This is a genomic window from Vibrio sp. Vb1166, from assembly GCF_033338695.1.
Classification (GTDB): Bacteria; Pseudomonadota; Gammaproteobacteria; order Enterobacterales; family Vibrionaceae; genus Vibrio; species Vibrio alginolyticus.
The window spans coordinates 1-13,168 of the sequence record NZ_JAWOTE010000053.1 but is presented as its reverse complement, the minus strand read 5'-3'; the positions used below and the strand labels follow the sequence as shown (position 1 = coordinate 13,168).

Annotated in this window: 10 protein-coding genes and 1 pseudogene; 7 read left to right on the top strand and 4 right to left on the bottom strand. The window is 45.0% G+C overall.

Going from position 1 to position 13,168, the window contains the following annotated elements; translation table 11 throughout:
* The 4 genes and pseudogenes from R7E51_RS23645 to R7E51_RS23630 all read left to right on the top strand — a co-directional run.
* A pseudogene (locus tag R7E51_RS23645) lies at nt 1–71 on the top strand (elongation factor Tu); the annotation flags it as partial.
* 331 nt (nt 72–402) lie between these two features.
* Nucleotides 403–591 (top strand): (2Fe-2S)-binding protein, encoded by a 189-nt coding sequence (locus R7E51_RS23640; RefSeq protein ID WP_005381360.1) that lies wholly within the window; start codon nt 403–405, stop codon nt 589–591.
* Between the two features lie 93 nt (nt 592–684).
* Nucleotides 685–1,161, top strand: a complete 477-nt coding sequence (gene bfr, locus R7E51_RS23635) for a bacterioferritin (protein ID WP_005381359.1) — start codon at nt 685–687, stop codon at nt 1,159–1,161.
* A gap of 206 nt (nt 1,162–1,367) precedes the next feature.
* Nucleotides 1,368–2,645 (top strand): malic enzyme-like NAD(P)-binding protein, encoded by a 1,278-nt coding sequence (locus tag R7E51_RS23630; RefSeq protein ID WP_005381358.1) that lies wholly within the window; start codon nt 1,368–1,370, stop codon nt 2,643–2,645.
* 113 nt (nt 2,646–2,758) lie between these two features.
* On the opposite strand, the gene metJ is transcribed toward R7E51_RS23630, so the two are convergent.
* Nucleotides 2,759–3,079 carry a met regulon transcriptional regulator MetJ gene (gene metJ / locus R7E51_RS23625; RefSeq protein WP_005381353.1) on the bottom strand — a complete coding sequence of 107 codons (321 nt, stop codon included), beginning with the start codon at nt 3,077–3,079 and terminating at the stop codon, nt 2,759–2,761.
* 225 nt (nt 3,080–3,304) lie between these two features.
* On the opposite strand from metJ, the gene R7E51_RS23620 reads away from it, so the two are divergent.
* The 3 genes from R7E51_RS23620 (at nt 3,305) to metF (ending at nt 8,054) form a co-directional block, all read left to right on the top strand.
* A complete protein-coding gene (locus tag R7E51_RS23620) occupies nt 3,305–4,465 on the top strand; it encodes an O-succinylhomoserine (thiol)-lyase (RefSeq protein ID WP_005381350.1) in 1,161 nt (386 codons plus the stop codon).
* A 15-nt stretch (nt 4,466–4,480) separates the two neighbouring features.
* Nucleotides 4,481–6,889, top strand: a complete 2,409-nt coding sequence (locus tag R7E51_RS23615) for a bifunctional aspartate kinase/homoserine dehydrogenase II (RefSeq protein ID WP_062730817.1) — start codon at nt 4,481–4,483, stop codon at nt 6,887–6,889.
* 262 nt (nt 6,890–7,151) lie between these two features.
* Nucleotides 7,152–8,054 (top strand): methylenetetrahydrofolate reductase, encoded by a 903-nt coding sequence (metF, locus tag R7E51_RS23610; protein ID WP_005381345.1) that lies wholly within the window; start codon nt 7,152–7,154, stop codon nt 8,052–8,054.
* Nucleotides 8,055–8,124: 70 nt separating this feature from the next.
* Here metF and R7E51_RS23605 read toward each other — a convergent pair whose 3' ends face one another.
* The 3 genes from R7E51_RS23605 to argE form a co-directional block, all read right to left on the bottom strand.
* Nucleotides 8,125–8,664: a PadR family transcriptional regulator gene (locus R7E51_RS23605; RefSeq protein ID WP_005382791.1), complete on the bottom strand. Its 540-nt coding sequence runs from the start codon at nt 8,662–8,664 to the stop codon at nt 8,125–8,127.
* Between the two features lie 425 nt (nt 8,665–9,089).
* Nucleotides 9,090–11,723: a phosphoenolpyruvate carboxylase gene (ppc, locus tag R7E51_RS23600; RefSeq protein ID WP_005381336.1), complete on the bottom strand. Its 2,634-nt coding sequence runs from the start codon at nt 11,721–11,723 to the stop codon at nt 9,090–9,092.
* Between the two features lie 272 nt (nt 11,724–11,995).
* The gene (gene argE, locus R7E51_RS23595; RefSeq protein ID WP_017821739.1) at nt 11,996–13,132 is read right to left on the bottom strand and encodes an acetylornithine deacetylase; all 1,137 of its coding nucleotides are present in this window, start codon (nt 13,130–13,132) and stop codon (nt 11,996–11,998) included.
* Nucleotides 13,133–13,168: the final 36 nt, after the last annotated feature.

Sequence of the window (13,168 nt, the reverse complement as noted above, 5' to 3'; positions counted from 1 at the left end):
GTCTACGTTTCGCGATCCGTGAAGGTGGCCGTACAGTAGGTGCTGGTGTTGTTGCTAAGATCTTCGACTAATTCATAACGAATTAAACGAAATCTTGCACTGTTCTTCTTTTTGAAGAAAGCGCATCGAAAAGGGAAGCTTAGGCTTCCCTTTTTCATTTCTAGATTACATTTAGTTATAAGTGTTGAAATAAAAGACGTCACTTTTTCGATTTAAAAACAGAGTTTTACCGGCTTTGTTTCTTAACGCTTTTACTCACCCCTCTTAACCCTTTGATCTTTTCCTGCAGCGGTAAAATCTTTATAACCAAATATTCTGAGCGGACACCATAATGCGACTGGTAACAAGAACTATTCTTGTTTATATTGTTTGTCACAGATTAGTTTTATAGGTTTTTTGAGTATGTACGTTTGTCTTTGCCATGGTGTCTCCGACAAAAAAATTAGGAAGTTGGCGATAGATGAAGGCGTAACAGATATTAAAGGAATCAAAAAGTGCACGGCATTGGGCAGCCAATGTGGTAAGTGCATCAGACAGGCCAAGGAAATTTTAGCGGAAACTAGTTACACGGAATTTAAACAAGCCAGCTAATTGCTGTAAGTATGCAGTAATTATTTGCCTTACATTTTGACACCTTCTCATTTGCTTCTACATTTAAATGAAGCCAAAGAGGAGGGTTTTGTCATGAAAGGCGATCCAATCATCATTCAACATCTCAATAAAGTGCTCGGTAACGAGCTCGTCGCTATTAATCAGTATTTTCTTCACGCCCGAATGTATAAAGACTGGGGCTTAAAGCACCTAGCAGACAAGGAATATCACGAATCTATCGATGAGATGAAGCATGCCGATCATCTAATTGAGCGTATTTTATTCCTTGAAGGCCTACCGAACCTACAAGATTTAGGTAAGTTGATGATTGGTGAAGATACCAAGGAAATGCTCGAGTGTGACTTAAAGCTTGAAATGGCGGCTATTCCAGATTTAAAAGATGCGATTGCCTACGCTGAAGACATTCGAGATTATGTGTCTCGAGATCTCTTCCAAGATATTCTTGAAGATGAAGAAGAACATGTTGATTGGCTAGAGACGCAACTTGGCTTGATTGAAATGTCTGGTATTGAGAATTATCTCCAAGCGCAATACGTGGACGAAGAGTAACGATACTTTCTGAGTTTGCATACTCCAATAATAGTAAGAAGAAAGAGCACCTGACTCGAAAATCAGGTGCTTAACCCCGTTATCTGGTCTAATCTCTTTTATTATCGGCTTTTTAAGGATATTGCTCGCAATCTTGCCTATGAAGTTTGATTTCTATCCGATAGAATTTATGCCCCCTTACCTAAAAATAAAAAAGAGAAACGTCCATGTCTGAAGACAACCACCAAGCAGCCACTCCAGAAGAAGAACATCGCCAAAAAGCATTGGATTACCATGCTTATCCAACTCCAGGAAAGATTGCTGTCGAACTTACAAAGCCTGCGGAAACGGCGGGTGATCTTGCCCTTGCTTACAGCCCTGGTGTTGCAGAGCCAGTGCGTGAAATCGCACAAAACCCGGATAACGTGTACAAGTACACTGCAAAAGGGAACATGGTTGCTGTTATTTCTAACGGTACCGCTATTCTAGGTCTAGGTAACCTAGGTCCACTTGCATCTAAGCCAGTGATGGAAGGTAAAGCGTTACTGTTTAAGCGTTTCGCAGGTCTTGACTCTATTGATATTGAAGTTAAGCACCGCACGATCGATGAATTTGTTGATACTGTTGCGAGCATTGCAGACACTTTTGGCGGTATCAACCTTGAAGATATTAAAGCACCAGACTGTTTTGAGATTGAAAAGCGTCTGATTGAGCGTTGTGATGTACCAGTATTCCACGATGATCAACATGGTACTGCTATTGTAACGGCAGCGGGTATGCTGAATGCAATCGAACTTCAAGGTAAGAAACTTGAAGATTCAACAATTGTTTGTCTTGGCGCTGGCGCTGCCGCTGTAGCGTGTATGGAGCTTCTGATCAAATGCGGTGCAATGCGCGAAAAAATCTACATGCTAGATCGCAAAGGTGTGATTCACACTCGTCGTGATGACCTTAATGAATATAAGCAGTTATTTGCGAACAATACAGATAAGCGCACACTAGAAGACGTAATTGAAGGTGCAGATCTGTTCCTAGGTGTATCTGGTCCAAACCTGTTGCCAGCGGAAGCGTTGAAGTTGATGGCTGATAAGCCAATCGTATTCGCATGTTCTAACCCGGATCCTGAAATCAAGCCGGAACTTGCTCACGCAGTTCGTGATGACTTGATCATGGGTACTGGCCGTAGTGATTATCCTAACCAAGTTAACAACGTATTGTGTTTCCCATTCATTTTCCGCGGTGCTCTTGATGTGCGTGCAAGTGAAATCAATGATGAAATGAAACTTGCAGCCGTTGAGGCGATTCGCGAGCTAGCAAAAGAGCCTGTACCTGAAGCCGTATTGAAGGCTGCCGGTGTTGATAAGCTAGAGTTTGGTGCGGACTATATTATTCCAAAACCAATGGATTCACGTTTGCTACCACGTGTTGCAAAAGCGGTTGCTCAGGCGGCGGTTAATTCAGGTGTAGCTCGTATCGAGATGCCTGAAAACTACATGGCAGAGTAATATATCTTTCAGATGTGATACACAAAAAATGGGACGCTATTGCGTCCCATTTTTTATGTCATCCATTTGGCTCGAGGCAAGAGTTATTACCTGAAACCTTTTATCAGGCTTTTTTATTCTTCGTCGAATGACTCAAATTCGATGCCCATTTCCGTCATCAGCGCTTTTACTTCTGTTGGAATATCATCAGGACGGTCTTTACGAAGGTCTTCATCTGTCGGAAGTGGCTGACCTGTGTACGCGTGCAAAAATGCCTCGCATAGCAATTCGCTATTGGTTGCATGGCGTAAGTTATTGATCTGACGGCGAGTACGCTCATCAGTTAGCACCTTTAAAACTTTTAGCGGGATAGAGACGGTAATTTTTTTTACTTGTTCGCTTTTTTTGCCGTGCTCTGCATATGGGCTAATGTATTCGCCATTCCAGTCAGCCATTGCACACCTTCATTTATGTAATCGGTTAAAAATAATTTAGGTGCTGATTTTAGCTGCATTTACCGCCATAAGCAAAGACATATAGACGTCTAGAAGTGTTGACGTCTCATTTTTTGACGAGTAAAGTGAACATAACAGCAAAGGAAGCGTGTTGATCACTTTATGTTACTCATTAGATATAGCGCATTCCTATTTAGAAGTCATTACCCGTGAAAGGATACACCCATGAGCACTCGCAAACCTGCGACCATTGCAGTACGCACTGGTATTGAATCAGACAGCCAATATCATGCTGTCGTTCCACCTATTTATCTTTCCACTAACTATGGTTTTCCTGCTTTTGGTGAAGTGCCCAAGTATGATTACACACGATCTGGTAATCCAAACCGCGGACTGTTGGAAAGTGCGCTATCTGAACTTGAGTCTGGAAAAGGAGCGGTTGTTACTAACTGCGGTACGTCGGCATTAAATTTATGGGTTTCCGCTTTTCTCGGCCCAGATGATCTCATTATTGCTCCTCACGATTGTTATGGTGGTACCTATCGTCTTTTTAATACCCGAGCTAACAAAGGCGATTTTAAGGTTCAGTTTGTCGATCAATCAGACGAACAGGCTTTAGATGCTGCATTGGCACAAAAACCAAAACTCATTTTGCTAGAAACTCCGTCAAACCCTCTGGTTCGCGTAGTGGATATTGCAGCTACTTGTGAAAAAGCGAAACAAGTCGGCGCGTTAGTTGCGGTGGACAATACCTTTTTGACACCCGTGTACCAAAAACCTTTAGAGCTAGGTGCGGATTTTGTTATCCACTCCACAACAAAGTACATCAACGGTCATTCGGACGTAATTGGTGGGGTAATCATCACCAACACAGAAGCGCATGCAGAAGAGCTTGCATGGTGGGGCAATTGTATTGGTGCAACGGGCACACCTTTCGATAGTTACATGACACTGCGAGGTATTCGTACGCTTGGTGCTCGTATGAAAGTACATGAAGAGAGCTCACAGCAGGTACTGGCTTACCTACAGAAACAAGCGTTAGTTAAAACTATCTATCATCCAAGCCTGCCGGAACATCCAGGTCACGACATTGCTAAAAAGCAGCAAACGGGCTTTGGCTCTATGTTGAGTTTTGAGTTTGCTGGTTCGTTTGAGCAGCTAAAGGTGTTTGTGAAAGAGCTCCAACTGTTTTCATTAGCTGAATCATTAGGTGGTGTAGAAAGTTTGATTTGCCACCCGGCATCCATGACTCACCGTGCAATGGGTGAGGAGGCACTGGCGGAGGCTGGGGTCTCTCATCAACTATTGCGTTTGTCTGTCGGTTTGGAAGATGCACAAGACCTCATCACAGATTTAGAACAAGCGTTCGCTAAAGCTACCCAGTAATAGGAGACGATAACAATGACTGTACAACGTCAGCTGCATAAGTTTGGTGGCAGTAGCTTAGCAAACCCAGAATGCTACTTACGCGTTGTGGGTATTCTCAAAGAGTATTCGACAGAAAATGATCTTGTGGTCGTCTCTGCTGCAGGAAAAACCACTAATCGCTTGATTGAGTTTTTGGAAGGGTTAAATAAAGATGGCCGAATTGCGCATGAAGCGCTTCAAAGCTTGAGACAGTTCCAAACTGAGCTAATAGAAAGCTTGTTGGAGAGTGAAGCAAAAGAAGAGCTGTTAGCTTTATTACATGATGAGTTCAGTACTCTCTCGGAGCTGACTGCACCACTCACTAATGCGCAAAAAGCCGCGGTACTGGGGCACGGAGAAGTATGGTCTGCTCGCCTATTGGCCGCGTTATTATCTCAACGTTCTATCCCTGCGGTTGCACAAGATGCACGAGCGTTTTTACGTGCAGAAGCGGGAACTCAACCAGAGGTTGATCGCGCTCGTTCATACCCTTTAATTAAAGAGGTCCTCGCGCAGCATAACCATAAACGTGTGGTAATTACTGGCTTTATGGCTCAGAACGAGGCAGGAGAAACCATTCTACTTGGTCGTAACGGCTCTGACTATTCTGCAACGGTCATAGGCGCGCTTGCTGAAGTCAGTACTGTCACGATTTGGAGTGATGTTGCTGGTGTTTATAGTGCCGATCCACGTTTGGTGTCTGACGCTTGTTTATTACCGTTACTTCGATTGGATGAAGCCAGTGAACTTGCTCGCTTAGCTGCCCCAGTGCTACACAGTCGTACGCTTCAGCCTGTGGCGCAAAGTACCATGGACCTTAATCTCAAGTGTAGCTATCTGCCAGAGTCGGGTTCTACTCGTATTGAGCGTGTATTGGCATCTGGTCGTGGCGCTAAAATTATTACTTCACTGGATGATGTTTTATTGGTGCAGTTGTCTTTTATGCATGGGCACGACTTCGAAAAAACACAGAGTGATGTATTACAAGCGTTGCAGCGCGCGCAATTAGAGCCATTGGCATTTGAAGCTCAATCCGATCAGCATACGCTACGCTTGGCTTACACCGCAGAAATCGCCGGTGGTGCATTGAAACACTTGCAAGAGCTTGCAGTAGAGGCAGAAATTAAGCTAAAAGAAGGTTACTCGCTCTTAGCTGCGGTAGGTGCAGGCGTTACGAAAAACGCCAATCATTGCTTTGGCTTTTATCAGAAGCTAAAGCACTCTCCGGTAGAATTTATCTCTGAAACAGACTCAGGGCTGAGCCTAGTCGCTGTTTTGCGCCGTACTGATACCGAGGCGTTGGTTCAAACGATTCATAGCCAGTTGTTCCAAGCGCAAAAACGCGTGGCAGTGGCTTTATGTGGCAAGGGTAATATTGGTTCTAGTTGGCTAAATTTATTTGCTACGCAAAAAAGTGAGCTCGAAAAACGTCATGGTATGAGCTTTGATCTTGTCGCGGTTGTGGATAGCCAAACCTATTGGTTCGATGAGCAAGGTATTGAGGCGGCGAGTGTTGCTGAACGATTTGATGATGAAAGCATAGCAAACAATGGGGATTGGCTGGCACGTTTGGGAGCGCTTAAAAGCTATGATGAAGCCGTCGTGCTTGATGTTACCGCGAGTAAAGAGTTAGCTCAGCGCTACGTAGAAATCGCACAGCAAGGCATTCATTTGATTTCCGCTAACAAAGTGGCCGGTTCCGCAGATAGCCAGTACTACCATCAGGTTCAAGATGCATTCGCTAAAATTGGTCGTCATTGGCTATACAACGCAACGGTTGGTGCTGGGTTACCGATAAACCATACCGTGCGAGATCTTCGTGAAAGTGGGGATGAAATCGTCGCTCTATCGGGTATTTTCTCGGGGACGCTATCATGGCTGTTCCAACAGTTTGATGGTTCTGTGCCATTTAATGATTTAGTCGATCTTGCTTGGCAGCAAGGTTTAACCGAACCTGATCCTCGTTCTGATTTAGATGGCTCCGATGTAATGCGCAAGTTAGTCATCTTGGCTCGAGAGTCGGGCCTAGATATAGAACCAGACAGCGTTAAAGTTGAGTCTTTGGTGCCAGAAGAATTAAGAGAACTGAGCTTAGATGATTTCTTCGATAATGGAGCGTTGTTGAGTGAAATACTTCAAGAGCGTCTGACAAAAGCACAGAGAAACGATCAAGTGCTTCGCTATGTGGCGCGTTTAGAAAAAAATGGTAAAGCAACGGTGGGAGTCGAAGCGTTATCTCGTGAGCACGCGCTCGCCAACTTATTGCCATGCGATAACATTTTTGCCATAGAGAGCAAGTGGTACAAAGATAACCCTCTGGTCATTCGAGGACCAGGCGCAGGCAGAGAAGTGACAGCCGGCGCTATTCAATCCGACCTCAACCGATTGGCTGGTTTATTTTAAAGTTGCGATTGACCTAAAAACCCTGGAATTAATCCAGGGTTTTTTATTCCCCTATCAGTGCCATACTGAAGTCATAACCCGTGCAAAATGGTGAGATGATGCTCAAGTAGAAACTTGAACTATCTTCATTATTAACTTGAGAAAAATTCATAATTACAAGGTTGACATTAAATCGTATTCAATACATTCTGTAGACATATAGACGTCTAAACGTCGATTTTAAGGATTTGTTTTCGTGGCGGAGTGCCGCAGGGAGAGTAAGATGGGATATACGCACGCAGGCCATATCGACGCCTTGAACCAGAATATTGCTGAGTTATCAGATAACATCAATGTATCGTTTGAGTTTTTTCCGCCAAGCAGCGCTAAGATGGAAGAAACACTTTGGAATTCAGTGCACCGTCTTAAAACGCTTCAACCTAAATTTGTTTCTGTGACTTACGGTGCGAACTCCGGCGAGCGTGACAGAACACACTCCATCATTAAAGAAATTAAAGCAACAACCGGATTGGTTGCCGCTCCCCATCTCACTTGTATTGATGCGACTCGTGAAGAGCTGATTAATATTGCCGATGACTATTGGAACAATGGTATTGAAAATATCGTCGCTCTGCGTGGTGATATTCCTCCAGGTGGCGGTGCGCCTGATATGTATGCCTCGGATTTGGTTGAGCTGCTGAAATCACGCCACGATTTCGATATCTCCGTTGCTGCATTCCCTGAGGTTCACCCTGAAGCTAAAAGCGCACAGTCTGACTTATTGAACCTAAAACGTAAGGTAGATGCAGGTGCAAACCGTGCTATTACTCAGTTCTTTTTTGACGTTGAGTCTTACCTGCGATTCCGTGACCGTTGTGTCGCAGCAGGAATTGACGTAGAAATTGTGCCAGGAATTTTGCCGGTATCGAACTTTAAGCAAGCGTCTCGCTTTGCGGCACAGAACAATGTGAAAGTACCAGGATGGATGAGCAAACAATTCGATGGCTTGGATGATGATCCGGTGACTCGCCAGCTTGTAGGAGCTAGCCAAGCTATTGATATGGTGCGTGTACTGAGTCGTGAAGGGGTTAAGGATTTTCACTTCTACACACTAAACCGTGCAGAGATGACTTACGCGTTATGCCATACGTTGGGTGTTCGTCCTCGCGCAGTAGTCGGTGCGTAAATCTGGTTTCAAAAAGATAAAAGGCTTGCCAAGTGGCAAGCCTTTTTCGTTTTATCAAAGCAAAAGGAGTTTAACCAATCACTTCAAGTTCAGTTAGAACTTCTTCTGCCCAAGTGATCCAAGTTTCACGTAACAGAAGGTTACGGCGAAGCGTTAGACGTTCTAGGCGAGCTTGTTTATCTAAAGTTGACGGCGTTGCGTAGTAAGCCGCTTCAATTTCTTTGTAGTGAGAAACCAGTTTGCGAGACTCTTCAACTAGCTCGGCGAGTTGGTCACGGAATGGAGCCGCAGGTTGAACGGCACATGCCATCAATTTCGCTGAAAACTCATCACGAACTGTTGGGTGTGCAGTTGGTTGATCAAACCACTCTCCTAAAGCGCTGCGACCAGCGTCTGTAATGGAGTAAACCTTGCGGTCTGGTTTGCCTTCTTGGGGTTCTAATACGCAAGTAACCAGTTCTTTCTCAGCCATTTTGTTGAGTTCACGGTACACCTGTTGGTGGCTTGCTTTCCAGAAGTAACCGATGCTAGCAGAGAATTCTTTAGTGATATCGTAACCGGTTGCGTCGCGAGTGCTAAGAACAGTTAAGATTACGTGTGGTAATGACATGTCTTCAATCCAAATGGTCAATAAACTTGTAAACAAGCTACTTATACTTTCAGCTGCGCTCTTACTGGCACTTGAGTTTTTTAATGTATAAGTAGCACCAACAATGTTGGTCCTGTCACCTTAAAGCCGTTTATCACCTAGAGAGATGGGGAGTCCCATCAAGGCTGGAGCAGGTATGATTGGATTTATGAGCTCTCAGCAGGCAAGTAGTATATAAATAATAAGCATGAAGTGGAATAGTAGGACAAAATTACCCTAAAAAACTAACATAATAATCAATAGTGTTAACTTGTGGTTTTTTATTCTTTTATTTTGGTATTTTTTGGGCCTATAGTGGTATATTTAACTGCCTTTGTTTTGGTGCGATTATCCTGTGATAAAAAAAAGCTGAGCATTTGCCCAGCTTTCTATTAAAAATGAAACGATTAGCCTGTGTTGCGCATACCTGCAGCAATACCAGCAATCGTCACCATCAACGCTTCTTCCAAGTTTGCAGAAGCTTCTTCGGTTTGACGCGTGCGGTATAGCAGCTCTGCTTGTAGCATATTCAATGGCTCAACGTAGATATTGCGTAAGCGAATAGACTCGAGTCCCCAAGGGTCATGCTGCATCAAGTTTTCATTGTTCTCTACATTCAGTACCGCTTTGATGTCTTCTTGAAGCTGAGCACGAAGCTTTTCACCGAGTGGACGGAGCGACTCATCCACCAATCGCTCATCGTAGTAGCGAGAGATATCAATATTACACTTCGAGTACACCATTTCCAGCATGCCGAGACGAGTTGAGAAAAATGGCCATTCGCGGCACATCTCTTCGAGCAATGCTTGGTGGCCTTTATCGATCGAGTATTGAATCGCTTCACCTGCGCCTAGCCATGCAGGAAGTACCAAACGGTTTTGACTCCATGAGAAGATCCACGGGATTGCACGTAAGCTTTCTACTCCGCCCTTAGGGTTGCGTTTTGCAGGACGAGAACCAAGTGGCAACTTGCCGAGTTCGAGTTCTGGTGTTGCTTGGCGGAAGTAAGGCACGAAATCTGGCTCGCCACGAACCACATTTCGGTAAGACTCACAGCTTACTTCTGATAGCACTTCCATCAAGTCGCGCCATTCTTGTTTTGGCTCTGGTGGCGGTAACAAGTTGGCTTCCAGAATCGCACTTGCATATAGGTTAAAGCTGTTTACTGCGACATCTGGGAGTCCCAGTTTAAAGCGGATCATCTCGCCTTGCTCTGTTACACGTAAACCGCCTTTCAAGCTTTTTGGTGGTTGCGACAAAAGCGCAGCATGCGCAGGTGCGCCACCGCGACCGACTGTGCCCCCACGACCATGGAATAAAGTTAGCTCAACGCCTTCTTCTTCAGCCACTTTAACTAACGATTCCATCGCATGATACTGAGCCCAACCTGCAGACATAACACCTGCATCTTTCGCTGAGTCAGAGTAACCAATCATGACCATCTGGTGGTTTTGGATAAAACCACGGTAAAGGTCAATCCCCATAAGCTGCTTGATGACCGATTCTGCGTTGTTCAAATCGTCTAGCGTTTCGAACAGAGGACACACATCCATGCGGTAAGGGCAACCAGCTTCTTGTAGCAGTAGATGAACGGCTAGTACGTCAGAGGCGGTACGTGCCATTGAAATAACGTAAGCGCCAAACGCTTCACGCGGTTGTGCTGCAACAATCTTACAGGTATCCAAAACCTCTTTGACGGGTTCAGACGGTTCCCAATCACGAGGGAGAAGCGGACGTTTAGATGCCAGCTCGTTAGTTAGAAAAGCAATCTTATCTTGCTCGCTCCATTGTTCGTAATCACCAATACCTAAGTAGCGAGTTAGTTCAGACAAGACGTCTGAGTGACGCGTGCTCTCTTGGCGGATATCAAGACGTACAAGATGGATACCAAATGCTTTTACGCGGCGTAGTGTATCCAGTAATGAGCCGTTGGCTATTACACCCATGCCACATTCGTTTAGTGACTGGTAGCAGGCATACAACGGTTCCCAAAGTTGCTCGACTTTTTGCAGTGGTGCTTTAACGGCCAGTTTTTGACCGTGGATCTTAGCATCGAGAATATCTTTGGTTTCATTGAGCAGAGTGCGTAATTGCTTCAGGATCGCACGGTATGGTTCGTGCTGATCTTCGCCAGCAAGCTCACGGACTTGATCGTTTGAAACTGTCATAGACAGCTCGCTGATCAACTCGTTGATGTCATTGAGATAAAGATCGGCGGCTTTCCAACGAGACAAAAGTAAGACTTCACGCGTAACGTTGTGAGTAACAAACGGGTTACCGTCACGGTCACCGCCCATCCAAGAGGAGAAGTGCACTGGGCGAGCATCAATGGGTAAACCTTCTCCAAGGTAAGATTTTAGACGGTCATTCATCTCACGTAGGAAGTCCGGTACTGCTTCCCATAGCGAGTTTTCAACGACCGCAAAGCCCCACTTTGCTTCATCCAACGGAGTAGGGCGTTGTTGTCGAATCACGTCTGAATGCCAGCCTTGGGCAATCAGTTGCTCTAGGCGGCGTTCGGTTTTTCTGCGCTCTTTAGAAGAAAGATCGCTTAGCTCCAACTTTGATAAGCACTCGTTTATCTTGACCAGTTTGTTGATCATCGTACGGCGCGTAATTTCTGTTGGGTGAGCCGTCAATACCAATTCAATATTTAGATCACGAACCGCTTGGGCAGTGTCCAGTTTGCTCACATCGTTTTGTACCAGTTTAGAAAACAGCGAGTTAATCGCGTCTGGTTCACAAATGTGCTCTTCACAATGGCGTGAAATCGTGTGGTATTGCTCAGCGATATTGGTGAGGTTTAGAAATTGGTTAAACGCGCGAGTAACGGGCGTTAGCTGCTCATCAGGTAGATGTTTGATTTCTTCGATCAAGCTGTCCCTGTCTGCTTGATTCCCTGCTTGAGCTGATTTGGATAATTTACGAATGGTTTCCACTTTCTCGAAGATTTCTTCGCCATGGGCATCGCGAATGGTGTTACCCAATAAGTGGCCTAACATGCGCACATTACTTTTGAGTGCGGCGTATTTCTCGTTCATTGTCGTCCTGCCTCGTAAAAAAACTACATCCATTGTCCTTGTTAAGACTCCAATCTAGCGAAAAGCACCAGTTATAGTCAAATAAAGCAGACTAAGTTTGCAATTATTCCGCTGTCTCCTGATTTAGAGCAAATTTACGGCAGCCATAGAGTAAGAAGTGAAAATTAATTACAAAATAACAAGTTAAATAAGTGTTAAGACTAGCGCTGAATTGTGAAGATAAAAAGATGCAGCTCAATCGAGCTGCACAGACTTTCGAGCTTAAACGCGTATTAACAGCAGTACTTGACCATCGCCTTTGAAAGCACATCAATTGTGGGGTCGATAAAGTCGAAGGATAGAAACTCATCCGGTTGATGGGCTTGGTCGATTGACCCAGGGCCGAGCACCAAGGTTGGACACAACTGTTGTAGAAATGGTGCTTCAGTACAGTAGTTCACGGTTTCTGAACTGGTTTGGCAGATCTCTTCAACACCACCAATAAATGGGTGGTCATGTTGGCATTCGTAACCCGGAATAGGCTCATGCAATGGAATAATCTCCAGTCTCCCAGGCCATTTCGCTTCGACTTCTTTTAATGCTCCGCGCAACATGTTCTCTAAACCATCAAGGCTAATGCCGGGAAGAGGACGCACGTCGTAATGCAGTTCGCAGCAACCACAAATACGGTTAGCGCTGTCACCACCGTGAATGTGTCCAAGATTTAGGGTTGGGCTTGGAATGGCAAAACCCGGATGGTGATATTCTTTAATCAATTTGTCACGCAGTTGCATCATGGCGAACATGACTTCATGCATGATCTCAATAGCGTTAACGCCAAGCGCTGGGTCCGATGAGTGACCGGACTTGCCTGTTACGCGAATGGCATTTGCCACATGCCCTTTATGACCTCGAATTGGTACAAGGCTGGTGGGTTCACCAATGATGCAGTAATCCGGCTTAAATGGGGCGTTTGCTGTGAAATGTCGCGCGCCCAACATGGTGGTCTCTTCGTCACAAGTGGCTAATACGTAAAGTGGTTTGCTCTGCTTGCTCCAATCGACTTTCTTCACTGCTTCATAAATAAAGGCGAAAAAGCCTTTCATGTCTGCTGTGCCTAAACCGTAGAAGCGGTTGCCTTTTTCCGTCAGTTTATGCGGATCAAAATTCCATCGCCCTTGATCGAATGGCACGGTATCACTATGGCCAGCAAGTAAAAGGCCACCTTCACCCTCACCCATACGTGCGATCATATTGTGCTTGCCTGGCTCGACTTCGATCACTTCAACGCTAAAACCCAGATCTTTAAACCAAGATGCGAGTTTTTCGATGACTTTTGCATTGCCCTGATCCCAGCTCGGATCCGTGGAGCTGATAGAAGAGGTGCTGATGAGTCCTTCATAGACCTCTAGAAAAGTTGGTAATTGCATGGATTCTTCAAATCTCCTGTTGACAGACAGACCACA

Coding starts and splice junctions, on each gene's coding strand:
- R7E51_RS23640 (WP_005381360.1), top strand. CDS start 403: ATGTACGTTTGTCTTTGCCATGGTGTCTCCGACAAAAAAATTAGGAAG.
- R7E51_RS23620 (WP_005381350.1), top strand. CDS start 3,305: ATGAGCACTCGCAAACCTGCGACCATTGCAGTACGCACTGGTATTGAA.
- R7E51_RS23630 (WP_005381358.1), top strand. CDS start 1,368: ATGTCTGAAGACAACCACCAAGCAGCCACTCCAGAAGAAGAACATCGC.
- metF (WP_005381345.1), top strand. CDS start 7,152: ATGGGATATACGCACGCAGGCCATATCGACGCCTTGAACCAGAATATT.
- R7E51_RS23605 (WP_005382791.1), bottom strand. CDS start 8,664: ATGTCATTACCACACGTAATCTTAACTGTTCTTAGCACTCGCGACGCA.
- argE (WP_017821739.1), bottom strand. CDS start 13,132: ATGCAATTACCAACTTTTCTAGAGGTCTATGAAGGACTCATCAGCACC.
- metJ (WP_005381353.1), bottom strand. CDS start 3,079: ATGGCTGACTGGAATGGCGAATACATTAGCCCATATGCAGAGCACGGC.
- bfr (WP_005381359.1), top strand. CDS start 685: ATGAAAGGCGATCCAATCATCATTCAACATCTCAATAAAGTGCTCGGT.
- ppc (WP_005381336.1), bottom strand. CDS start 11,723: ATGAACGAGAAATACGCCGCACTCAAAAGTAATGTGCGCATGTTAGGC.
- R7E51_RS23615 (WP_062730817.1), top strand. CDS start 4,481: ATGACTGTACAACGTCAGCTGCATAAGTTTGGTGGCAGTAGCTTAGCA.